This is a genomic window from Flavobacterium jejuense (genome assembly GCF_006491595.2).
Lineage (GTDB): Bacteria > Bacteroidota > Bacteroidia > Flavobacteriales > Flavobacteriaceae > Flavobacterium > Flavobacterium jejuense.
Map to the genome: position 1 here is coordinate 22,187 of NZ_VEVQ02000009.1, position 21,857 is coordinate 44,043.

Here is a 21,857-nt window from a genome sequence, read left to right on the forward strand (position 1 = left end):
CATTAAAATGTATCATAAAAAAAGAAAAGGATGCCGTTCCTATCAGGGCTATAATAGCTGTTTTTAATTTCTAAACAACTCATTAGAAAGTATAGAAATAGTATAAAAAAACCGAGTAATAATAAAATTACTCGGTTCTATTTTAGGTATTAATTTAATACAGATTATTTCACTTCTTCAAAATCTACATCTTGGGTTTGATCTCCTGAATCAGAAGCATCAGCTTGTGGTTGTGCTTCTTGAGCTCCACCTTCAGCTTGTGCTTTGTACATTTCTTCAGATGCATTTTTCCAAGCTTCGTTTATTTTATCTAAAGCTGGAGCAATTGTAGCCACATCTTTAGTTTCATAAGCTGCTTTCAATTCATTTAAAGCTCCTTCAATAGCAGTCTTATTACCTTCTGATAATTTTTCTCCAAATTCAGTTAATTGCTTTTCCGTTTGGAAAATCATAGAATCAGCTTCATTTAATTTATCAGCCATTTCTTTTGCTTTTTTATCTGCTTCAGCATTCATCTCAGCATCTTTTTTCATTTTTTCGATTTCTTCTGGAGTTAAACCTGAAGAAGCCTCAATACGAATATCATGTGATTTACCTGTTCCTTTATCAGTTGCAGAAACTTTAATGATACCATTAGCATCAATATCAAAAGTTACTTCAATTTGAGGAATACCTCTAGCTGCTGGTGGAATACCATCTAAATGGAAACGACCAATTGTTTTGTTATCTTGTGCCATTGGTCTTTCACCTTGTAAAACATGGATTTCTACCGATGGTTGATTATCTGCTGCTGTAGAGAAAACTTGCGATTTCTTAGTCGGAATTGTTGTATTAGATTCAATTAATTTAGTTAAAACACCACCCATAGTTTCAATACCTAAAGATAATGGAGTAACATCTAATAATAATACATCTTTCACATCACCAGATAAAACACCACCTTGAATAGCTGCTCCAATTGCTACTACTTCATCAGGATTTACTCCTTTTGATGGTTTTTTACCGAAGAATTTTTCAACATGTTCTTGAATAACTGGAATACGTGTTGATCCACCAACTAGAATTACTTCATCAATATCAGATGTAGACAAACCAGCATCTTTTAAAGCTTTTGCAACAGGGTCCATTGATCGTTTTACTAAAGTTTCAGCTAATTGCTCAAATTTAGATCTTGTTAATGTTTGTACTAAGTGTTTTGGTCCTGTAGCTGTTGCCGTTACATAAGGTAAGTTAATTTCTGTTTGTGCAGAAGATGATAATTCAATCTTAGCTTTTTCAGCAGCTTCTTTTAAACGTTGTAATGCCATTGGATCTTTACGTAAATCAATACCTTCAGCAGTATTAAATTCGTTAGCCAACCAATCAATAATCACTTGATCAAAATCATCACCACCTAAATGAGTATCCCCATTAGTAGATAATACTTCAAAAACACCATCACCTAATTCTAAGATAGAAATGTCAAATGTACCACCACCTAAATCATAAACAGCAATTTTTTGATCTTTACCTTGTTTATCTAAACCATAAGCTAATGCAGCCGCAGTTGGTTCATTAATAATACGCATTACTTCTAATCCAGCAATCTGACCTGCTTCTTTTGTAGCTTGACGTTGAGCATCATTAAAATAAGCTGGTACAGTAATAACTGCTTGTGTAACAGTTGTTCCTAAATAATCTTCAGCAGTTTTCTTCATTTTTTGAAGTGTCATAGCTGACAACTCTTGTGGTGTATATAATCTACCATCGATATCAACTCTAGGAGTATCATTATCTCCTTTTACTACTTTGTAAGCAACAGTAGAAGCTTCTTTAGCACTTTCAGTATATTTATTACCCATAAAACGCTTAACTGAAGCTATTGTTTTTGTAGGATTTGTTACAGCTTGTCTTTTTGCAGGGTCACCTACTTTAATTTCTCCACCTTCTACAAATGCAATTACTGAAGGGGTTGTTCTTTTACCTTCTGCGTTTGCAATTACTACAGGCTCCCCACCTTCCATAACAGCAACACATGAATTTGTTGTTCCTAAATCAATTCCAATAATTTTACTCATAATTTTAATCTTAATTTATTGTGCGTTTTTATTTCATTTTCAAAACTTGTTATTTATTAGACAATCTTTGTGCCAACACATTTATATTGAATAATTGTCATTCATTTGTCATTTATTAAAAAAAACAATGACATAATGACACAAAAAAAGGTTGCCAGTTGGCAACCCTTTAGAAAATTTAGATTGTTTTGTATTATCTCAAGTTGATATAATCTTCATCAGACATTTCTCCACTTGCAATTTTTCTTAATTCTTCCATATGAGCCATCATAAAAGTATGGAATTCTGGAGCAATACCTTCTGGCTGTGCCATTCTATATGTTCCATTTAAAACACCATTATAATAGTAGAAGAAATAATAATCAAAATTTGAAGCAGATAATTTTGAATTTTGTGGATCTGCAAATAAGAAACCTAAACGTACAGCCGATTTTCTTTGTGGAGGTGTACCATGGTGGCCAGGACTTGAAGTAGAATAGTCTCCAATCGCATAAGCAGCATTATAAGCTGTAGCGATAGATGCGAAAGTAGATTTTCCATATCCTCTTCTTAAATAATAACCAGCAAATCCATCTGCCTCTAATTCAGCAGATCTAGCTGTTGATTCATTTCTTGATGGTAAACCATAAGCATATTGCAATTGGTGACCATATTCATGAGCTAAAATCATTACATTAATTAAATTAGATGAATCTCTGTTGTAAGCCCATTTAAAAATTTCTTCTCCAAAATATATTTTTCCATTACTATAAGAAATAGCATTAAAAGTAGATGTTGGGTTAGATAAATCTCTTACAAAACGAAAAGTTGGAGCAGATCTACCCCAGAAAGAAGCAATTGCACTATTCTGAGAAGTAATTAAGCTTGAGTTTCTAGTGCTACCACTATTAGGTAAACTTGTGTAAAGACTAGCAGTAGAACTCCAGTTTCCATCAACATAACCACAATCTCCTTCTTTTGCGCTAGGTTGTTGATCAATAACTGATAATACTTCATCTTGTGAATCAAGTGTTGACTCTTCATCATTACTACAAGATAGCATTGTTGATAATACTAAAGCACCTAAAAATAATGATGCATTTCTGAAATTTGTTTTCATTATAAAAATAGTTAAGGTTATTAATACAGCAATATTATGTATTTTTTTAGTATTAACATTACATTAAATCTATATTAAAAGTTAATTTATTTGATAAAAAACACTACATCTTAAAAAAAATACATTAATCGATGTTTTTGGCTGAAAAAGTTAAAAAATTAACAAAAATAAATTACGTAAATAAAAATATAACATAAGATGAGTTTACAAATATTATTTTATATTTAAATTTCTAACATATATTTGTATCCTAAATAATAACAAATGGAGTGTATTTCAGTTTTTGATATGTTAAAAATTGGTGTTGGACCTTCCAGTTCTCATACCCTTGGTCCGTGGAGAGCAGCAGAAAGATTCATTAAAGAACTAAAAAATGAAGGTTTAATTGATGCTATAAATAGAATTAAGGTTGATTTATATGGCTCATTATCTTTGACTGGCAAAGGTCATGCAACCGATTTGGCTGTCATGCTAGGTTTAAGTGGAGCAGATCCTGAATATATTCCTGTAGAAAGTATAGATGTTATTATTACTGCAATTAAGAATAAAAAAGAAATTTTTTTAGGAAATGAGATAATTATTCCTTTTGATATTACTACAGATATTGTTTTTAATAGAGAGTTTCTACCGTTTCATGCAAATGGAATCAAATTTACGGCATTTTCAACTGACTCATCATACGGAAATACTTATTATTCTATTGGTGGTGGATTTGTTGTTGTTGAAGAAAGAATCAATTCTGCAATTAATGAAGAAATCAAATGTTCTTTTCCTTTTCCAGTTGATAAAGCGGTTGAGTTATTAGAATATTGCAATTCGCAAAATAAAAAAGTATGGGAAATTGTTTATGAAAATGAAAAATCGATGCGAAGTGAAGAAGAAATTCATCATGAATTAATGCGTATTTGGGATACCATGTTAGAATGTATGTATATTGGTTGTCATTCGGAAGGTATTCTTCCTGGCGGATTAAATGTAAGACGAAGAGCTTATGATATGCATAAAAACTTAATTGGTGTTTTACCTTATGACAATCCTCATTCTTGGATGCAAATTATCAGACAAACTGAAGTAAAGTTTAGACAAATACTAAAATGGGTAAGTTGTTTTGCTTTAGCTGTAAATGAAGTAAATGCATCTTTAGGCAGAGTTGTAACAGCACCAACCAATGGAAGTGCTGGTGTAATTCCTGCCGTTTTAATGTATTATTTAGTAATTGAAAATCATGAAGCTAACGAAGAAGATATCAAACAATTTTTAATGACAGCTGGAGAAATAGGTAGTATTTTTAAAAAAGGAGCCACGATTTCAGCTGCAATGGGTGGCTGTCAAGCAGAAATTGGTGTTTCAAGTGCCATGGCTGCTGCTGCACTTTGTGAAGCAATGGGTGGAACACCAGAACAAGTCATGGTTGCTGCAGAAATTGCAATGGAACATCATTTAGGGCTAACTTGTGATCCTATAGGTGGCTTGGTTCAAGTTCCTTGTATAGAAAGAAATACTATGGGAGCTATTAAAGCGATTAACGCGGCAGAACTAGCTTTAGAAACTGATGCTAAAAATGTAAAAGTTCCTTTAGACAAGGTTGTCAATACTATGTGGGAAACTGCCAAAGACATGAACACCAAATACAAAGAAACCTCAGAAGGTGGCCTAGCAATTGGTGTTAACTTAGCCGATTGTTAAACGACTAAATAGCTAAATCTTCTTCGTTATGTTCTTTTTTCTGTTTTTTTCTAGCTAAAATAGCTAATCCAAAAGTTAATACTCCTAACCTACCTATAAACATTATTACAATAATTACAATTTTACCAAATACTGATAAATCTCCTGTTATACCAGTACTTAAGCCAACCGTACCTATTGCAGATAATGTTTCAAATAGGATGCGTTCAAATGCAAATTTTTCTGAAAATGTAAGCAAAAAAGTACTTAAAAATAAAATTCCAGTATAGAAAATAAAAGTCGAAATAGCTATCTCTAATCTGTCTTTTGGTATAATTCTATTCATAAAAGTCACTTTTTCTTTATTCTGAAGTTTGCTTTTAATAATTGAAACTAAAGCTGTCAAAGTAGTTACTTTCATTCCTCCAGCAGTACTAGAGGGAGAAGCTCCAATGTACATTAAAAAAAATGTTACTAATACAATTGGAAGGGACAAACTTGTGTTTGAAATACTATTAAAACCAACAGTAGTAATAGAAGTCATCGCTTGAAAAAAAGACAATTGAAACTTATCAAAAAAAGGATATTGTTGAATGGACTCTTCCTTAAAAAAGATAATTATAGTTGTATAATCGCGAAAACGAAATTTCCTATAATTTAAAACGAAATTTCCCTTTATTCTACAAATATAACAAAAGCTACTAACTCACATTAGTAGCTTTTTAAATATAGTTTAAATGTTATTTAAACAACCTTATAAATCATTATATCAGTATATCCTGAATTATAAGTAACTGTAGTGTTCATGGTTGAAGTAGTTGAACCATTAAAAGGATTACTCATAGGTGTTTTAGTCTCTATCCACTCACAAAGCTCTATAATCGATGATTTGTTAGATGTAAAGTAAAAATAGTTTGTACCATTTAATACTTCTAAAACATCTAAATAATCCTTAAGCTTCCAATAACCTTTATAAGTACTAGAATCAGTTGATAGATATGGAGGATCAACTAAAAATATAGTATTACTATTGTTTTTAAACTGATCAAACAGTTCTTTATAACAAGAACTAACAACCTCTATGCCTTCCAAATATCCAGAAGCATCATAATTTGATTGTCTAACACAATTGTAAAGTGTCTCTTTTTCTAAAGCTTCAAAACTTAACACATATTTCATTGAAAACAGTATAGAGCTAGAGATAGTAATAAAATCAACATAGCCATTTTCATTATCTGTTTTAATACGATTTAAGACACTATCACGATAAGTGCCTTCTATACGTTTGTTTTTTGGATAATCTTTAAGTATTTCCCTTAAATCTGTTATTAATTGGTTAGTCAAATTAATATTATCTAATCTCTCTCTAAAGTTATCAAAGTCATTGTAAATAACTGTTGCATCTGGATAAATAGACTTTACTGTATGACTTAATAAGCCACTACCTCCAAATAGATCCACATAAGTTGCTGTGGGTGAATAAGCATTTAAGGCTTTCTTAAATTCTTTTAAGAATTTTCTTTTTTGCCCCATAAAAGGCAATGGAGATGAATTGAAATTTTTCTTTTTTTGTTCCATTCGTTTTTTGATTTATGGTTGATTTATGATTAATGATTCTTATATTTGCATTCTCAGGATAATTTATATTAAATAGTAAAAGCCACAGCATAGAAGACTTTGTCCTCCAACGCTGTGGCTTTATGCTATAATTAAATTACCCTGAGAAAGTTTTTAATTTGTTGGAGGACTTTTTTAAAACTTTACCTCCTAGAAGTTATACTATTTCATGTATTGATTTTTTACAATGATTTTTATCTATCGAGTCCAGGATAAAACAAATAAACTTTCCAAACCAGCTTAACGTTTTATCACGTTGATTTTTACCTAAGCAGCTGCTAATAGTTTCATTAACATTGCCAAAGGCATAACCTTTTTCAATCCTCATTGTGACATTTAAAAAAGTTCTGAAATTTCGATTTCCAAACTTATCTAAGTCGATTGCAGTTTCAAGAAAATACTCATTACTTAACCCGTTTTTTATAGTAACAATTACCCAGTTTATTGGAGTGATAATTATCCATAAAATAGTAGCTATGATGTATAAAATTATTCCCATATTAATCTTCGTAATTATTCGTTATATAATTATTTATATAATCCATAGCTAAATTATAGTAAGGCTCAACAAATGGAGGATAAGGACTTACTTGTAACAATTCATATCTAGCCGTTTTCCAGTCTCCATTTTGGGATATTCGATCGTACGCCACTTTTAAATTAGCCTCTATTAGAAATGCTTCTAACTCTGTAATCAAACCATCATAGATGTCAGAAACTACTTTAGCTCTAAATTCTTGATATGCTTTCCATCCGTTCTCTCGATGAAACTCATATTTTAATTTAATTCCATTAATAATTTCTTTCTTACTATTGATTACTAGTTCTTCTTCAGTAATTCCTTCTATTACTACATCATTAACTACAATTGGTTTATGGAGATATGGTTCTGTAATTAATTGTGATAAATTTGGTTTATCATTTTCATTAAAGAACCCTGACTGTGGAATAACATCACCTATTTTCCAGTAATAATATAACTTTTTCATAATGTCTTATAAATTTTCACTGATGCTTTCTGATAAACAGAAATATCAGCTGTATTAGTATTTCTATAGGTAAGAATTAGAAAAGGGTTATCCTTTAATGAAATTGCAAAATTCTGGTTTTGCTGATTATTTAAAACTCCAACTTCTGTTTGTGTTGGTATAGTAGTTGCAGATGTTGATAGAGTAGTTTCATTGAAAACAACTTCTCTTGTGATATATGGATTTTTTTGCAAGGAGGATGTTGACAAAAACCAATACCCAATTAATGTAGCACCAGTTATTGAGTGAGAACTATTAATATATACATTTACTATCGTTTGTGATGAATTGTTTAAATTTCTACGACCACTAAAAACAAAATCTAATATTCCTTTTCCATTAATAAAATAATCAGGCAATAATATAGGATCATTCATAATAGTCTCTAAAGTTGTTCCTGTTAAATTAGTATCTGTAATTTCAGAATAAACATAAATATTTGACCAACTTTTAAAAAGTTCTCTTAACTCAATTCCATCATAGAATATTAATATTTTTTCACCTGAAGGAATAACAAGATTAGAACCAAAATTAAATGGAATTTCAGCTGCAGTTCCATTAAGTAATGTTATAGGATTGGCAGTTTGATTCCAAATAATTAAATTTTTCCCTAAGTATAATCCTGACAATGATTCCGCATCAATTAGTAATGATTTATCAAAACCACTAATTGAAGTTAATAATGAATTCGTAACTGTATAATTGGCAATACCATTTGGTCTTAGTGGTAAAACTTGATTAGATCCAGAATTAGCATAAGCGTAAAAGTTAGACCATTCCTTTTTTACAAAATCAGAACCTATCAAAGCATCAACTGGAGTTACTCCAGAATCATTAACATCGTATGTTTTGAATAATAAACAATTTGGAGGTAAAGTTGGACTTTCAACTATATCACCATCAGTTTCAATGCCTTCAAGTTTTAATATTAGATTATTGGTATCGAAGTAACTAATGTCTTTTCGTTTAAATCCTGCTGTAACTGGATTAATAGTTATTACTATTGAACTATCTAAATTATTATAAAGATTGCCATTTATTCTCCACACATAATTATTATAGGTATAATCATTATCAATTACAGAATCATTGCCAATAGTAACTATTGAATCTTTATTTACTAATAGATCTAATTCTTTTGTCTTATCAACAACAGCATTAAATTCTGGTGCAAAGAGAAAATTCTCTGTAGGCTTTCCAGCTACAGAGGCTAACTTTTCAGCACTATCAACTTTTATTTCAATTTCGTTTATATTCATTATACATCAGGTTGTGAGAGTGTATGTAATGCAGTTTTATAAGCTGTTATAAAGGCTGGAATGTTCGCATTTAGCAATGAGTATAATTCACCAGTAGTAGTCATTGCTTTTTCATTAGATAATGAATTTTCTATTGAAAAATAGAACAATCTTGAGCGTTCATCCATTGGAAACGTTTGACTATCATAAGTAAACGTTCCTGAATTAATATCATTAAGTTTATCAGCTTGTTCATTTAGAAATGTATATAAATTATACTCATCCTCAGCAGTACTCAATTCTAAAGCAGTTCTATCAACAAGTTCTCCTGCTACAATTTTCAAAGGACAAATTCCAAACACATTGACTGGAATTGCAGATTCATCAATTACAATTCCTCCAAGAGCTTCAGTAGTGCTTTGCCAATATATATATGGCTTTCCGATTATTTCAATTGCTTTAAAGTTCATCTTTTATTATTTTAAAATCATCCAGTTAATTCGTAAAAATTGAGTTGAATTACTCGACTCACGTAAATAAATTCTAAAACTATCTTGTAGTTTTCCAAAAACAGTATAAAACATCGTCGTTGTATAATTTGCTTCTGTTGCATTATTAGTAATTGATTCAAATGACACAATCACAGTATAATCATTATCCTCTTGGTGCAAAATAGGCACCTGTATATTTTGCACTGATTCGTTTGTATATACATCTCCTATTATTATAACTCCTTTATCTAATAATAATGGCAAATTGGGTATATTTTTAATATACGCATCAGAATTTGGATTTATCACGTTCCAATCTGCTTGCACATTTACTTCAGCTCCCGTTTCAATGCTGTTTAAATGCGCTAATAATGCATTTGTAAAATTATTATCTGTGTGTACATAATTATTATCCTGAACCACGTTTAAACGAGTAAATGCACTTAATTCAATACCTTCAGTTAATGAAGTAGTTGCACTTGTAGTTCTGAAAACAGGAAGATTTAAACCACTTTTAAATGAGAGTGATTCTACAGATTCAATCTTTTGAATTTTTGTAGTCAGATCTCCTGCAGTTTGTGAAAATGCGCATAAATCACCATCAATGTATAAAATACCATCTGTAATATTAGCTCCAGAAATTTCACATCCTGAAATAATATAACTTCCCGAAGATGGAACTTTTAAATAAGTTATGAATGCATGTAAAAGTTGAAAATAAGCTTCCTGCATTCTTGCAAGAGTATTCTGCTTTAGCCTATAACCTCCTGTTTGTGTAAAATCTATATACTTCATAATGTGTATGTTTGTATTTGGTACTTTTTACCAATGTATCGGTAAATATCAATTAATGCTCTAATCTTTGGTTCTGAAAATATGTAAGTATCAGGTATGAAAATGACATAACTAAAGGCTGTTGTATTCTCACCATCAGCATCTAAAAACAAATCATCTTCACTATCAGGTTCATCTTCAATAAAAGTATCTTCTATTTCTTCATCTTGATAGATATATAGTTTGTCAGGTTCTGCTACATCTTCAATATAAATTGTTTTTGTCATTTCATGATTCTGATGACTATATCCAACAACTTCAAAATGATCATTCAATACTTTTTCAAGATAAATGGTTCGCCCATCATGTTGCATTTGATAAAGTAATTCATCATGAACATTCTGCAATGGTGTCACAAACGAACTCAAAAGTGCTATATGCTTACTCTTACGTAAAAAAGTAGGCATAAGTTGTTTTATCAATTCTATGAAGTTAGTTGTTAACCAAAACATACGGTAAATAGTTAATGTTTAAATCTGTCTCTTCTATTTTGAAATAGCCACTTTCTGGCACTTTAAATTCATTAAATGATATGAATGGAAATGATGCATATTTCCATTGTATTGAATCAATTACTGCTAGATTAATTCCTTCAGCTTCTTTTATTTTACTTCTAAAAAAGTCATTCACAAATGCACCATTAAACTCCAAATTTGATAAATAATCATTAATAGCATCTTGTACAGGATAAACAGTATCTGTTGTATTTAATAATTTACCATCATTCAAATCAATAATTAATGGATCTACATAAACGGTTAGATCAATCTTTAATTTATCGGCTACTTCATTAATTAAACGTATTCTCACTCCTGGTACTTTTATTTGTCTTATGTAGTCTAACAATCTTGTTTTTTGAGGTTCTGTAATAGGTTCTAATACTCCTGCATTATCAGTAGCAACCTTTACCACTAATTCACCATCATTACTTTCTAAAACAGCACAACGGTCAATAATTAATCTTTCTTCAGCATCTACAACTCCTGTTAAGTCATAATTGAAAGCACCATCTTTCCAAACTAAGTTTAAACCATCTCTAAAATTCAAGATTGTTTGCCTGAAATTTGGTAAATTTTGCGGGCGTGAGTTGAGAGCGTTTTTATTTACGATTTGATACATTACCCAAATGGCAAATGAAAATATCCACACCCACAAACGCCAAATTGCTACTTTACTAGTAGAATTTGCAGAATTAACAGTTTGCTCATTGGTCGTTAGAACCTCCAATGCGTTTAACTCTGTAGCCGATGCTTTTGCATTTAAAATGCTTTGTTGTATCTCTGTAAATGTCATATTAAAAACTAATTGGGAAACCTAATGGTAACGAATAATTAACGAGTTCTTGTTTGTCCTTTGTTGCTATTATAATGCTCTTTTCTTTAAAGAAAGAAGCAATATCTTCATCATAGAATTCAGCATTTGTTTTGTTACTAATTAAAGTTTTTGGCTGCACTTCAACATCTAAACTTAACCTATTGTTGTAAGCTACTTCTAACAATGAAAAAATACTTCCAGTTTCTTGAATTGCTATATCGCATAAATTTTGATTTTGTTTTACTGAAACTTTATAATCTTCTGGAATGGCAATCTTATGATTAATAAGAGTTACTTCACTTTCATAATTGAAAACTGGAGCTTCAATCAATTGTTGATTAGGAATTAATACTTCATCAACTGCTATTTTATTTACAAAAGCATAATCAATAACAGCTAGATAGCTATTACTTTGGTAATAAGCAATGTCAAGTAATGTTTGATTATGTTTTACAATTATCATGGATGCTCTTGTTTGTATTTTATATACTCTCTTCTTAAATCATTAAACTTTTTTTTCCATAGATCTCTTTCTTTTTTTAAGAAATCAATTTCCTCTTTTAGAATTCGTTCTTTTTGATCAAATAATTCATTTAAATCATTAAACTTTTTTTCATATCTAGGTGGCAAATCATCTAAGGCATCCTTATACATTTTAACAACATTAGAACCATTTTCTATCTCAGTAGTTGTTACAGTTGCTTTTTCTTTGCGCTTATTAAAAATAAAATTGATTAACCCACCAAGAAATAGAGCAATTGCTTCACCTATATAATCCTTTAAAAATTCTAAAATTGCCATTTAATTACCTTTTAAAAACTGATTAAACCTCGTTTTAACAGCTGTAAATTCAGCTAAATTTATTAATGTAGTTGTAGTACCTGATCCTGATGGTGTCGATACTGCAAAACTCATATTTTGAACCGCTGTTATTAAATCTTCAATCAGCTTTTTTAAGGTCTCATTTTCCTTTTTCAAGAGAAAACCATCTTGATCAACTTTAAATTCAACAGTACTTATTACTAACTCTAAACTTTCAATCTCTGAATACTCTTCAACATAAAGGTTTTTTAGATCTTCATTTATGGGAGAAACTAAAACAGAGCTTCCAACCTTTGGAAAAAGAAAAAACTTTTTATTATTTCTATCAATTACAGATGATAGTCTAACGTTTGTAAATGTTAAATTATCATCTGTGACATTACAAGTGCCTTTTATTTTATCAACTGATACAACATCAGCTGGAAAGGTATCAACATCACGTTTTCCTAAGTTCCTAAATGCATCTTGTAATTCTTTATCGTATTCCATTATAATCTAGCTCCTATTGTTACAGTTCTACGTGCTCCTGAAGTTCCAAAACTTGTAACAACCTTCTTTATAAAATAGTTTCCTTCTCTATTTGGGTGTTCTGAATCAATAAACTTAGCTTTCATTCCTCTAGTTGAATAAGGAATGAGAAAGCTTTTAACATTACCATCAAAACCATCATATTTCAATTTCTCAATTTCAGCTTTTGCCATTTCTTCTAGCTTTTTTTCATCTGAAATGACTGTTGTATGATAAGTTCTTTGCTCACCATCAGCATCACCAACCTCTATGCTTTTGCGTTTGTTAGCTTTATCAATGTAGGTGTACTTAATTTTTATTTTTCGCTCTTCCTTGCTTTTAAATTCAAGGTTGTTTTCAACCAAATTATAATTAAGATCATAAACAACTGGTTGAGCTACATTTGTTAATTGTTGTAATCCACAGTAAAGCTTTCCATCATCATCAATAAAAACGCTCATCAATAAATCTTTTTTAAAACTTTCTAGAACTTGCGCTCCATTCGCATTGTTAATTATCCACTTTTCTAGTTTTACCTCTGGAATATTATCAGCTAATTGTATAGGTGTATCTTTTACAACTTCTTTTAATATTTCCTTCATGGTTGTTTGCTCAAAACTTTTAGTTATATTTTTCCTTCTTAAAAGCCATAAATTATCTTCACAATGTATTTCTATTGGAATTTTAGGACTGATTTTTTTAACAAATCCTGTAAATTCTACACCTGAATATTTATCCTGGTATCCTAAAGTAATTTTAACAGCATCGCCAACTTTAATAGCATCTTCAACAAACAACTTTTGACCATTTTGTTTAACCTTAAAGGCTGTAGGAATTTTAATTACTGCTGTATCTCCAAGCTCTTCTACAGACTTAGTGATTTCAACCTCATTAAGAGCATTGAAAATATAATCTCCTATTTCTGCTTTTCCTTCTAGTATGAACATTATGCTAATAAGTTAATTTTAGTCTGGTCTTTTTCGTTTAAATCTGCAAAGAAATCGGTATCTGATAAAGCTCTAATTGTGTATTTTTGCATTCCACTTTCTCCTATCATTTCATCAAATTGAATATCTTCAATTACTAATCTTCTAATTCCAAACAATTCAAAAAAAGCATTGTCAACAACATCAATGGCATCATTAATTTCTGTAAGATCATTAAGTTCTGCTACCTGATCAGCAGGATATAATCCTATATTAACCAGATCCATACACAAACCTTTAATTGTAATCACATAATCATCAGTATTTATGTACTCCTTAACAGTTCCTTTTTTATTTTTTCCTACTGTAACTGTCTTTACAATAGTTTTTGCTAATCCAATAGAAACAAGTGGCTCATTTGGAAGTGTGAAAACACGACCTCTATAACCTAACTTAACAGTCATGAAATACTTATAACCTAGTAATTGCTTCGAGTTAATCCCTCGCAAATCTGGCAAACCATATTTCTTTTGATTCTTTTTGTACCATTCTGGAAATGCTGGTCCTACATAATCAAGAGCAGCACGAATTAATATTTGTTTGATGTTAAATTCTGCCATTAGTTAGTTTGCATTTGATTAACACTATTAACAGCTCTCAATAATATTTCTTGAATTTTTTCGCCCATTTGTTCTACACCTCTTTCAGTTTTGTCAACATATATTTTTGTATCTTCCTGAAGCTTCTCAATATTAATGGTGATATGAGTAATCTTAGAACCGCCTGAAACAATAGTATCTTTTTTATCCTTTCCTTTTCCAGTTCCATCAGCTCCAGCACCTTTACCATTTTTATTATTGGCTAAATAATCATCATAAGCTGTTGTACTTGTATCTCTTCCAGCTCCAGCACCGTTGAACTTTTCTTTAAGTGCAGCAAAATCCTTTTTAATCCCATCAGTATCAACAGTAATACCTACTTGACTAAATTCTTCTTTTGCCTTATTTGCAGAATCAACCATTTGTTTGTAGCCATCTTGTATTGATTTTTTACGAGCTTCAACATCGGCACTAATTTGGGCTATCATCTTTTGATTTTCAGCACTATCACCCATACCTACAGCTTCTTTGAAGCTATACCAACCAAGTTTTATCTTATCAATTCCAATCATCAAGGTATTTACTAATGTGTTGAAATTTGCTCGTACAAAATCAGTATATGCCTGCCAAAGAAACTTAGCACCATTAACAGTATGTTTCCAACTTTCACCCCAACCAGAGGTATATTTTACAACCATACCAATAACCATTATTACTGCCATAATTGCAAGAACTATCCAGCCTAAAGGTGATAATGCAAAAATTAAATTTAAAGCCGCCCATGCAATTGCTACAACCTTGATTATTTCGTGAAATGGTTCAAGCCATCCAATAACAGTTACAAGTCCAACAGATAACCAATCTAGACCGACTAGAACCCATGTCATTATATCTCCAAAAACTTTTAAGGCATTTGAAGCTGTTGAAAATCCAAATACAACATTAATTAAACTTCTCAAAGCTTCTATTACAGGTGAAATAGTTTCCCACATTATTGTAAAGTATAAGGAGATGACTGGTAAATGTTCAGATAAGAATTGCAATCCCATACTTAAAATAGATATTACACCTGTGAAAATACCTCCAGTTTCACCGCCTACTTGCACAAGAAAACTATTCCAGGCATCACCAAGATTTGAAATTTGACCTCCTAAAGTTTTTGACACTACTTCCATTGAACCTGCTACTCCTGGCAATTGTCCATATTGAAGTAATGCTTCACGAATAGCAGTTTCATTATTCTTAACTTCTTTTGTAACACCTTTAAATGATAGTTTTACCATATCACCAGATTTAGAAGCTTTTATACCAAATTCTTTTAATCGTTCAAACTCACCTGTTTGAGCATCAAGCATTGCTTCAGTTAACTGGTCAAAGCTTTTACCTTGTGAGCCTGCTAAATCTCCTAGCTTTGTCATTTCAGCATAAGTAGGATAAAAGCCTCGGTTAACAAGTTTAACGAATGAACCTGTTAACTCATTCAATTGAAAAGGTGTTTTTGTGGCAAAATCTGTAAGCATATTTAATGCTGCAGCACCTACTTTATCTGATTGAAAAGTATTGGCTAAAACAGCATTGAACTTTTCATATTCAGCTCGAGCATCTATAACTTTATTGGTAAATGACCAAATAGCAGCTACTGCAAAAACAGTTGCTAAAACACTCCTTAATTTTCCTAAAGTATTACCTAAACCTTTAGAAGTGTTTTCAACCTTTTTAAATGAATTATCTAGTTCATCTACTTTTTTATCAGTTATACCAACAGAAGATGCCAAGCTTCTCAATTGAGAGCTTGCAACATCTTTCATCTTAACTATAAATTCGTATGCATTCATGATTATTCTATTTGGCTAGATTCTTTTTCAACAGTTCTAATGAAGTGAAGGTTTTGAACATTTTCACACCATTCTTCATCTGTTAGTTTTTCAGGATTTTGTATGTGCATATAATATCTTAAGTATGCATCATATATTCTAATATTAATATTTTCAGCTATATCTAAGCCAGAGCTATCACTTGTATCAATGATAAACTCTGTTAAAGCTTTTTTAGCGTTGCTACTTTTTTGTTTTGAAGCTCTTCCATTGCTTGATAAAGTGGAAAACGGAATTCTGCTAAATCTCTATTATCAAATTCTGCTGATTTTTCAATGCAAACACGCTCAAATAATTTCTCTTGAGTTACAAATGGTTTACCTGAAGGGTTTTTTCTTTCAGCCCATTTTATATCTTCTCTTGTGATATGATTAATAGTACAAATTGCTTCACCTATGGTAATAATAATTTTTTTACCTCTTTTTTCAATTTCAGCATCTTCAAATGTGAAGAATTTGATTAGCTTTTTTCTAGCTGGTAAAAAATAATCATCGTTAGTTTTCACCTCTTCATCGCCTCCAATAAATAGTGAGTTTAACATTTCTTCTCCGAATGCTAAATCACCATCATTTTGCATAGCTGTGAAAGCTCGCTTAAAATCTTTCATTTTTGGCTCACGCAAATAAGCCGTTTTGTCTTCTACAGGAAGCTCATAAACGCCTCCATACTTTTCTTTCCACTCGTTAATTTGTTCTTGTGTCATTTTGTTGTTGTTTAAAAAAAAACCATCCATACTATGGATGGTTTTGTTATTAATCTTTATTTACTAAAATTCTTACTGTAGCAGCTGAAGCTGTAATACATGCTCTTATTGCCATTCCTTTTAAAGTATTAGCTAGATAACTTTCTGATGGTTTTGAATTAATTAAATCAATGATCTTTGCAAACTGCATTTTGACAGTTGTTACTTCATCAATTTGTGCTGATTCGAGTCCTTGAGTTACTACAATACCTACTGCTTTTTGTCCAAATGATAACTCCATTATTGCTGTGGTTTAACGTCTAAAAACATAATTGGTAATTCAATAATCATATTTTTATCGCCTTGTTTCATTCCTTTTTTTGCTTCTGTAAATTGAGCACCTGATAAAACATCAGTTACAGTTTGTCCTCCATCATTGGGAGCATAACTAATAATAATATCAAATTCCAGATCTAAGATGTCTTTATTAGGAGAATCTTGAACCAATGCTTCATATTCACTTTGCCAGATTGAAATTTTACCCTCATAGGACTTATTACCTTTTGTCAAGCTGTGTGGTTTCGCACCACGACCTCGTAAAAATTCCTTATCCTGTTTTACAGTATATTCTACTTCAGTAATTCCTTCTAAAATTCGCCCACCAATGGAAATAGACAAATCTGGCCATGAATATTGTTTACTACTAAATGTTGGCATATTATTCTATTGTAGTGGTAAATCCAATGTTTACCGTTATGAAATCGCTATAACCTACTGGTAATAATTGCAAATCAATATTTACATTATTCGTAGTTAAAACATCTTGTGTTTCATCAATCAAAGCTTTAACAGCTGACAGTTTGCCTGTTTCTACCATTAAATCTGTAATTTCACGCTCAATAGCGTTTTGCCAACCTTTAATAATTGCAGGTTGGATAGTTCCTGAAGAAGTTACTGGAACTTCATCTGATAACTCTTCAACTAAAACATTATAAGCTATTAAAACAGCTTCATCCATTACATGTCCACGAGCTAATGAGTTGAAGTCATCATTACTAGCTGTTAGAGTAGTATCTCCAGTAAAGTAATAACCAGAACGTCTAGCAAAGTTTCTCAAGAAAATATATTTCTTGTCAGAAATTGCATCCCAAGCTGTATTCAATGTTTCTACAGGCTCACCATTAGTGAAGTATGCAAAACTATCTTCTACAGATCCATCTTTAACTCTAGAGATTTTTCTTTGTGATGGTATTGAAGCCATCCTTCCAAGTGCTAAACCTATTGAAGCCTCAGAGCTTGCATCGTTATTAGCAATTAAGATGGCTACCTTGTTATAAGTTTGCAATTCGTAATCTTTTAAATCAGCTACAACACCACTAAATTTATTACCTGACAAAATCGCTCTTACTGGGTAATATCGTAAAGCAAAATCTTCACACAATGCTTGAACTTTTGGAACTGCTAAATGAACATCTTCATCTAAACCATCTGTAATTGTTTCACCAACTCCTGATTGTTTTAAAAATCCTAATATATTAACAGCACCAGCAGATGTTGTTAGCAATTTAGTAGCATATTCATTTGTTAATTCTGCCATGTCCTGAAGTGTTACCATTGCAGGAACAACCATAAACCATAATTCAGCACCTTTTAATGCAACATCATAAAATGCTTTGATGTGTTTATAAGCAAATGCATTTGCGTTTGCCTCTTCAATTCCAAGCGTTACAGCCTCTTCAAGTGAAAAGATTTGATAAACCGAACCTTCAGTAACTTTATTAGTTCCTACAACTGTAACTCCTGTAATAATTAGTCCAGGTGTTTTTTCGATTGCTGCTTGTAATAATCCTAAGCCATTCTTAGAAATATTAAATTTTATGTTTGGTAAACTCATACTATTTTGAAAGTTTTAAGCAAATAACAAAGTCCAAATCCTATAATGAAAGTAAAAATTGTATGTAATACATTAGGAGGTTTTGTTATTTTAGTTTCCGATAATTCTGAATTGCTTTTGTTTGAAAATTCCCTTTCTATTTCACTCCTTATCTTCGCTCTTAATGCTACACTATCACATGTGGCTGTTATCTTCAATTGATCATTATCTATTGAAACATCAATACTAGCTTGAGCGTTTTTTTGAGTAAATTTTTTAGGCTTTGAAATAGTGTTTAAATCCTGTTTAAATCCTAAATTAGAAATTGGAATATTTAAAGTTGTTTCTGCTTTTGGAGCATATAAGGTTGTATCCTTATAGGTGACAGACTGCTCTTTAATAATTTCATTATTTGTTTCTTTGGTTGTAATTTCCTGTCGTTTTGCTCGACAGGAAATAAACAAACAACTAATAAACAACATGAGTAACAACAGTGTTTTATACATTTTCATATTCTTTTTTTGCATCAAATGAAGGACATGCTTTATTGACTTTTGGAAAATCTCTATGCCCTTGAATTTTAGCTGTTTTATATTGTTTTTTAAGCTCTTTTAAGAGTTTTAGAATTGATGCCTTTTGCTCAATGGTTCTGTTATCTATAGGCTCATTTTTATCATTAACACCGCCTATATAAGCAATGTTAATTAAATTTGAATTGTAACCTTTAACACCATTAGACACAAGTTCAACATTCAATAATTGAACTACTTCTCCATTAGGTAGAATAATAAAGTGATAGCCAGGCATTTTCCAACCTAACTGATTTTTCCAATAGCTTTGAATTGCGCTAATGCTCGTACGTTGAGAAGTAGCTGTACAATGAACGGCTATATACTTTATTTTTCTCATAATTTATTTGTCTTTTTGAGTTGCAGCAGGACCAGAAATAGATTTATCTACTTTTGTAGTGTTCACTTTTAGAACTTCAGGTGTTTCTACTTTTGGAGCTTCAGGCGTTTCCACTTTTGGAGCTTCTCTAGTATTTTCAAAGCTTTCAATTTCTTTACTATCTAAAGTGATAGAATGTTGAATTGAAAAATATTTGTTTTCAAACATTTGTCCATCAGCTGTAATATGTAGCTTTTTACAGTTCTTGTTTTTTTCAAAATAAGCGATTGCTTTATTTTGAAACTCTTTTTTTGAAACCACACCAGTTACTGGTGTGGTTGTTTCTGTTTTTTCCATACTAGTCTAAGATTGCTCCTAAATACTTAGGATTAGTTGCACGAATGTTACCCACTAAAGCTCTTTGAGCAAATGAAATTTCATCAGCTTGTGAAGCTGCAGATGATAATGTTTCATACATTTTTACGTCTCCAAAGCATCTAAATGTTTCATCAGAAGACCATGTAAATGAGCAAATTTTATCACCTGCTTCTAAAACAGCTCCAAAAGCTTTTTTAGCATTTAAACTGGTGTAAATAGCATTTTTGTTGTTTCTATGAACTTTGAAACCATACATTTCTTTAGTTGACAAAACCTCTTTATAAAGAACTTTATTCTCTTTTTTGATTTTTGCCATGTGATCAGCAGTCAAACAAATATGTAAATTGTCATACATGTCTAAACCATTGTAAAATGCTTGCATGTCAATAATTGCATCTATGATAGATCCAGCTCCTACTTCAATAATCTTATTTGTTGAATTATCTACAGCAGGTGCCCATGCAAAAGCCGCTCTTACACCTATATTTCTACCTAAAGCAACTTTATGTCTATTGATAACAGACATACGTTTGTTATACTGCAATTCAATTTCTTGTAACTCTCTGTGTCGAGTTCTTTCTGTTGAATAAGTCGCTAAAACAACCTCGTTAGGAATATCAGTAATAGTTGCTAGAGGTAAATCCGTTTCACTTCCTGCAAAGTAATTCTCATAAACTGCAGGTTCTATACCTGCCTCAGCTAAATGCAGTTTGTTGTTTTCGACATACTCTGATTTATCAGTAGATGCCAAAACAAAACTATTGTCTGGAACTGGATTTTCTTGAATACCAGCAATCCATATTTCTTTTTGTAAACCTGCCATGTGTATCTTTTTTTAAATGATTGATTATTATTCTTTGTGTCTTACTCCATTAGCATAATCCTGTGCTAACTTTTCATAAACTTCTGGAGTGTCCTTTCTGATTTTAGCAAGTTTGATAGAATCAAATTTTTGCAAATAGTCAAAAGTCTCTTTAGTATCATTTCCTGATGGTTTACTAGACTTACCTGATAAAATGACATCTTTAATTTTTGACTGATCAGCATCTAAACCTTTTTCTGCTTCTTTGTCAGAAATCAATTTTGAAAGAATCACTTTTTGTCCTTCAAAATCAGCATCAAACGCTTTTATTTGAGTTTCTTTTAAACTCTCTGGAAGTAATGAAAGAGCAATCGCTTTTTCAACCAAACTAGTAGCTTCAGCAGTTTTTCTTTTGCTTAATTCTAATTTCACAGCAGTTAGCTCCTGATCAGTTTTTTCTTTTGCTAGTTTTAATTCAGTTGCTTTAGTTAAAACTGCATCCTCATTACTTTCTGCCACTATACCTAAAGCAAGGGCAATCATTCCTAATTTTGACATATTTTTATTTTTTGTGTTCAAACTTAATTTGGTAAGCATCTGCTTATTTCCTTTTGATAACTTAAGTGCGTCATCATTGCCTCCAATGTCAACTATTGATATTTCAACTAGTTTACATTTTGTTATGGTTTCATACATTTGTCCTGGCAATATCAGTTCAGGTTCTGAGCTAGATTCTTTCGGCTCAGCATATATTGAAGCCATTCTAATGAATCCACGTGATACTTTACCCTCAATACTTTTGGCAAACTCATCATCCGTATCAAATTCAATTGTGGCTTTTAAATCAGTTCCATCTTTATAAATTTTGATGCATCGACCAATAACAGCACTTCCTTTTTGCTTTTCAGTTTTATTATATTCCCGCTCATGCATAAATAGCACAATCGGATTACGCATATACTGTTTATAGTCTATTCCAGATGTCAGAATGCGATATCCGTATTCATTCACATTTTCAGTACTAATTATAAAGTCATGTGTCATGTATTAATTTTAGATTCTTGTTTTTATTGATGACAAAATTGTGCGTTTTTGAAGTAGTAAAAAAATAGTCATCCAACCGTTGTACCCTCATTAAACAAAGGTTGTACATGTTTTTCCCA

General features: G+C 31.2%; 27 protein-coding genes. 1 reads left to right on the forward strand and 26 read right to left on the reverse strand.

What is annotated here, in order from left to right:
* Positions 1 to 164: 164 nt before the first annotated feature.
* Together dnaK and FIA58_RS13730 are read right to left on the reverse strand one after the other, a co-directional pair.
* Positions 165 to 2,057 (reverse strand): molecular chaperone DnaK, encoded by a 1,893-nt coding sequence (gene dnaK / locus FIA58_RS13725; RefSeq protein ID WP_140963060.1) that lies wholly within the window; start codon positions 2,055 to 2,057, stop codon positions 165 to 167.
* A gap of 193 nt (positions 2,058 to 2,250) precedes the next feature.
* Entirely contained in the window at positions 2,251 to 3,156 is a 906-nt protein-coding gene (locus FIA58_RS13730) for a neutral zinc metallopeptidase (protein ID WP_140963061.1), read from the reverse strand.
* A gap of 264 nt (positions 3,157 to 3,420) precedes the next feature.
* Here FIA58_RS13730 and FIA58_RS13735 point away from each other — a divergent pair, with 264 nt between their 5' ends.
* Positions 3,421 to 4,842, forward strand: coding sequence for an L-serine ammonia-lyase (locus FIA58_RS13735; RefSeq protein ID WP_140963062.1), 1,422 nt, complete (start codon positions 3,421 to 3,423; stop codon positions 4,840 to 4,842).
* 4 nt (positions 4,843 to 4,846) lie between these two features.
* Here the strand turns inward: FIA58_RS13735 and FIA58_RS13740 are convergent, their stop codons facing one another.
* The 24 genes from FIA58_RS13740 to FIA58_RS13855 form a co-directional block, all read right to left on the reverse strand.
* On the reverse strand, positions 4,847 to 5,509 hold the full coding sequence (locus FIA58_RS13740) for a potassium transporter TrkG (RefSeq protein WP_140963063.1): 663 nt from the start codon (positions 5,507 to 5,509) through the stop codon (positions 4,847 to 4,849).
* Between the two features lie 56 nt (positions 5,510 to 5,565).
* Positions 5,566 to 6,399, reverse strand: a complete 834-nt coding sequence (locus FIA58_RS13745) for a DNA adenine methylase (protein WP_140963064.1) — start codon at positions 6,397 to 6,399, stop codon at positions 5,566 to 5,568.
* Between the two features lie 196 nt (positions 6,400 to 6,595).
* Positions 6,596 to 6,937, reverse strand: a complete 342-nt coding sequence (locus FIA58_RS13750; protein WP_140963065.1) for a hypothetical protein — start codon at positions 6,935 to 6,937, stop codon at positions 6,596 to 6,598.
* A gap of 1 nt (position 6,938) precedes the next feature.
* The gene (locus FIA58_RS13755) at positions 6,939 to 7,427 is read right to left on the reverse strand and encodes a hypothetical protein (RefSeq protein WP_140963066.1); all 489 of its coding nucleotides are present in this window, start codon (positions 7,425 to 7,427) and stop codon (positions 6,939 to 6,941) included.
* A complete protein-coding gene (locus tag FIA58_RS13760; RefSeq protein ID WP_140963067.1) occupies positions 7,424 to 8,725 on the reverse strand; it encodes a hypothetical protein in 1,302 nt (433 codons plus the stop codon). Before FIA58_RS13760 ends, FIA58_RS13755 begins: the two co-directional genes overlap by 4 nt.
* A complete protein-coding gene (locus FIA58_RS13765; protein ID WP_140963068.1) occupies positions 8,725 to 9,174 on the reverse strand; it encodes a hypothetical protein in 450 nt (149 codons plus the stop codon). Before FIA58_RS13765 ends, FIA58_RS13760 begins: the two co-directional genes overlap by 1 nt.
* 6 nt (positions 9,175 to 9,180) lie before the next feature.
* Entirely contained in the window at positions 9,181 to 9,990 is an 810-nt protein-coding gene (locus FIA58_RS13770) for a hypothetical protein (RefSeq protein ID WP_140963069.1), read from the reverse strand.
* The gene (locus FIA58_RS13775; protein WP_140963070.1) at positions 9,987 to 10,436 is read right to left on the reverse strand and encodes a hypothetical protein; all 450 of its coding nucleotides are present in this window, start codon (positions 10,434 to 10,436) and stop codon (positions 9,987 to 9,989) included. The genes FIA58_RS13770 and FIA58_RS13775 overlap by 4 nt, the downstream gene beginning before the upstream one ends.
* A gap of 25 nt (positions 10,437 to 10,461) precedes the next feature.
* Positions 10,462 to 11,322: a hypothetical protein gene (locus FIA58_RS13780; RefSeq protein WP_140963071.1), complete on the reverse strand. Its 861-nt coding sequence runs from the start codon at positions 11,320 to 11,322 to the stop codon at positions 10,462 to 10,464.
* Between the two features lies 1 nt (position 11,323).
* The gene (locus FIA58_RS13785) at positions 11,324 to 11,806 is read right to left on the reverse strand and encodes a hypothetical protein (RefSeq protein WP_140963072.1); all 483 of its coding nucleotides are present in this window, start codon (positions 11,804 to 11,806) and stop codon (positions 11,324 to 11,326) included.
* On the reverse strand, positions 11,803 to 12,144 hold the full coding sequence (locus FIA58_RS13790; RefSeq protein ID WP_140963073.1) for a hypothetical protein: 342 nt from the start codon (positions 12,142 to 12,144) through the stop codon (positions 11,803 to 11,805). Before FIA58_RS13790 ends, FIA58_RS13785 begins: the two co-directional genes overlap by 4 nt.
* A complete protein-coding gene (locus FIA58_RS13795; RefSeq protein WP_140963074.1) occupies positions 12,145 to 12,654 on the reverse strand; it encodes a hypothetical protein in 510 nt (169 codons plus the stop codon). It abuts the gene before it with no gap.
* The gene (locus FIA58_RS13800; protein WP_140963075.1) at positions 12,654 to 13,619 is read right to left on the reverse strand and encodes a late control protein; all 966 of its coding nucleotides are present in this window, start codon (positions 13,617 to 13,619) and stop codon (positions 12,654 to 12,656) included. Before FIA58_RS13800 ends, FIA58_RS13795 begins: the two co-directional genes overlap by 1 nt.
* Positions 13,619 to 14,218: a DUF6046 domain-containing protein gene (locus tag FIA58_RS13805; protein WP_140963076.1), complete on the reverse strand. Its 600-nt coding sequence runs from the start codon at positions 14,216 to 14,218 to the stop codon at positions 13,619 to 13,621. The genes FIA58_RS13800 and FIA58_RS13805 overlap by 1 nt, the downstream gene beginning before the upstream one ends.
* Positions 14,218 to 16,032, reverse strand: coding sequence for a hypothetical protein (locus tag FIA58_RS13810; RefSeq protein ID WP_140963077.1), 1,815 nt, complete (start codon positions 16,030 to 16,032; stop codon positions 14,218 to 14,220). The genes FIA58_RS13805 and FIA58_RS13810 overlap by 1 nt, the downstream gene beginning before the upstream one ends.
* Positions 16,033 to 16,234: 202 nt before the next feature.
* The gene (locus FIA58_RS13815; protein ID WP_140963078.1) at positions 16,235 to 16,774 is read right to left on the reverse strand and encodes a hypothetical protein; all 540 of its coding nucleotides are present in this window, start codon (positions 16,772 to 16,774) and stop codon (positions 16,235 to 16,237) included.
* Between the two features lie 49 nt (positions 16,775 to 16,823).
* Positions 16,824 to 17,054 (reverse strand): hypothetical protein, encoded by a 231-nt coding sequence (locus FIA58_RS13820; protein ID WP_140963079.1) that lies wholly within the window; start codon positions 17,052 to 17,054, stop codon positions 16,824 to 16,826.
* Entirely contained in the window at positions 17,054 to 17,470 is a 417-nt protein-coding gene (locus tag FIA58_RS13825) for a hypothetical protein (protein WP_140963080.1), read from the reverse strand. Before FIA58_RS13825 ends, FIA58_RS13820 begins: the two co-directional genes overlap by 1 nt.
* 1 nt (position 17,471) lies before the next feature.
* Complete coding sequence (locus tag FIA58_RS13830; RefSeq protein WP_140963081.1) at positions 17,472 to 18,647, reverse strand: DUF2586 family protein; 1,176 nt, start codon at positions 18,645 to 18,647, stop codon at positions 17,472 to 17,474.
* Positions 18,644 to 19,132 carry a hypothetical protein gene (locus tag FIA58_RS13835; protein WP_140963082.1) on the reverse strand — a complete coding sequence of 163 codons (489 nt, stop codon included), beginning with the start codon at positions 19,130 to 19,132 and terminating at the stop codon, positions 18,644 to 18,646. The genes FIA58_RS13830 and FIA58_RS13835 overlap by 4 nt, the downstream gene beginning before the upstream one ends.
* On the reverse strand, positions 19,125 to 19,535 hold the full coding sequence (locus tag FIA58_RS13840; protein ID WP_140963083.1) for an N-acetylmuramoyl-L-alanine amidase: 411 nt from the start codon (positions 19,533 to 19,535) through the stop codon (positions 19,125 to 19,127). The genes FIA58_RS13835 and FIA58_RS13840 overlap by 8 nt, the downstream gene beginning before the upstream one ends.
* A 3-nt stretch (positions 19,536 to 19,538) precedes the next feature.
* Positions 19,539 to 19,871 (reverse strand): hypothetical protein, encoded by a 333-nt coding sequence (locus FIA58_RS13845; protein WP_140963084.1) that lies wholly within the window; start codon positions 19,869 to 19,871, stop codon positions 19,539 to 19,541.
* Position 19,872: 1 nt separating this feature from the next.
* The gene (locus FIA58_RS13850; protein ID WP_140963085.1) at positions 19,873 to 20,715 is read right to left on the reverse strand and encodes a hypothetical protein; all 843 of its coding nucleotides are present in this window, start codon (positions 20,713 to 20,715) and stop codon (positions 19,873 to 19,875) included.
* A 27-nt stretch (positions 20,716 to 20,742) separates the two neighbouring features.
* On the reverse strand, positions 20,743 to 21,738 hold the full coding sequence (locus tag FIA58_RS13855) for an HK97 family phage prohead protease (protein ID WP_140963086.1): 996 nt from the start codon (positions 21,736 to 21,738) through the stop codon (positions 20,743 to 20,745).
* Positions 21,739 to 21,857 lie beyond the last annotated feature (119 nt).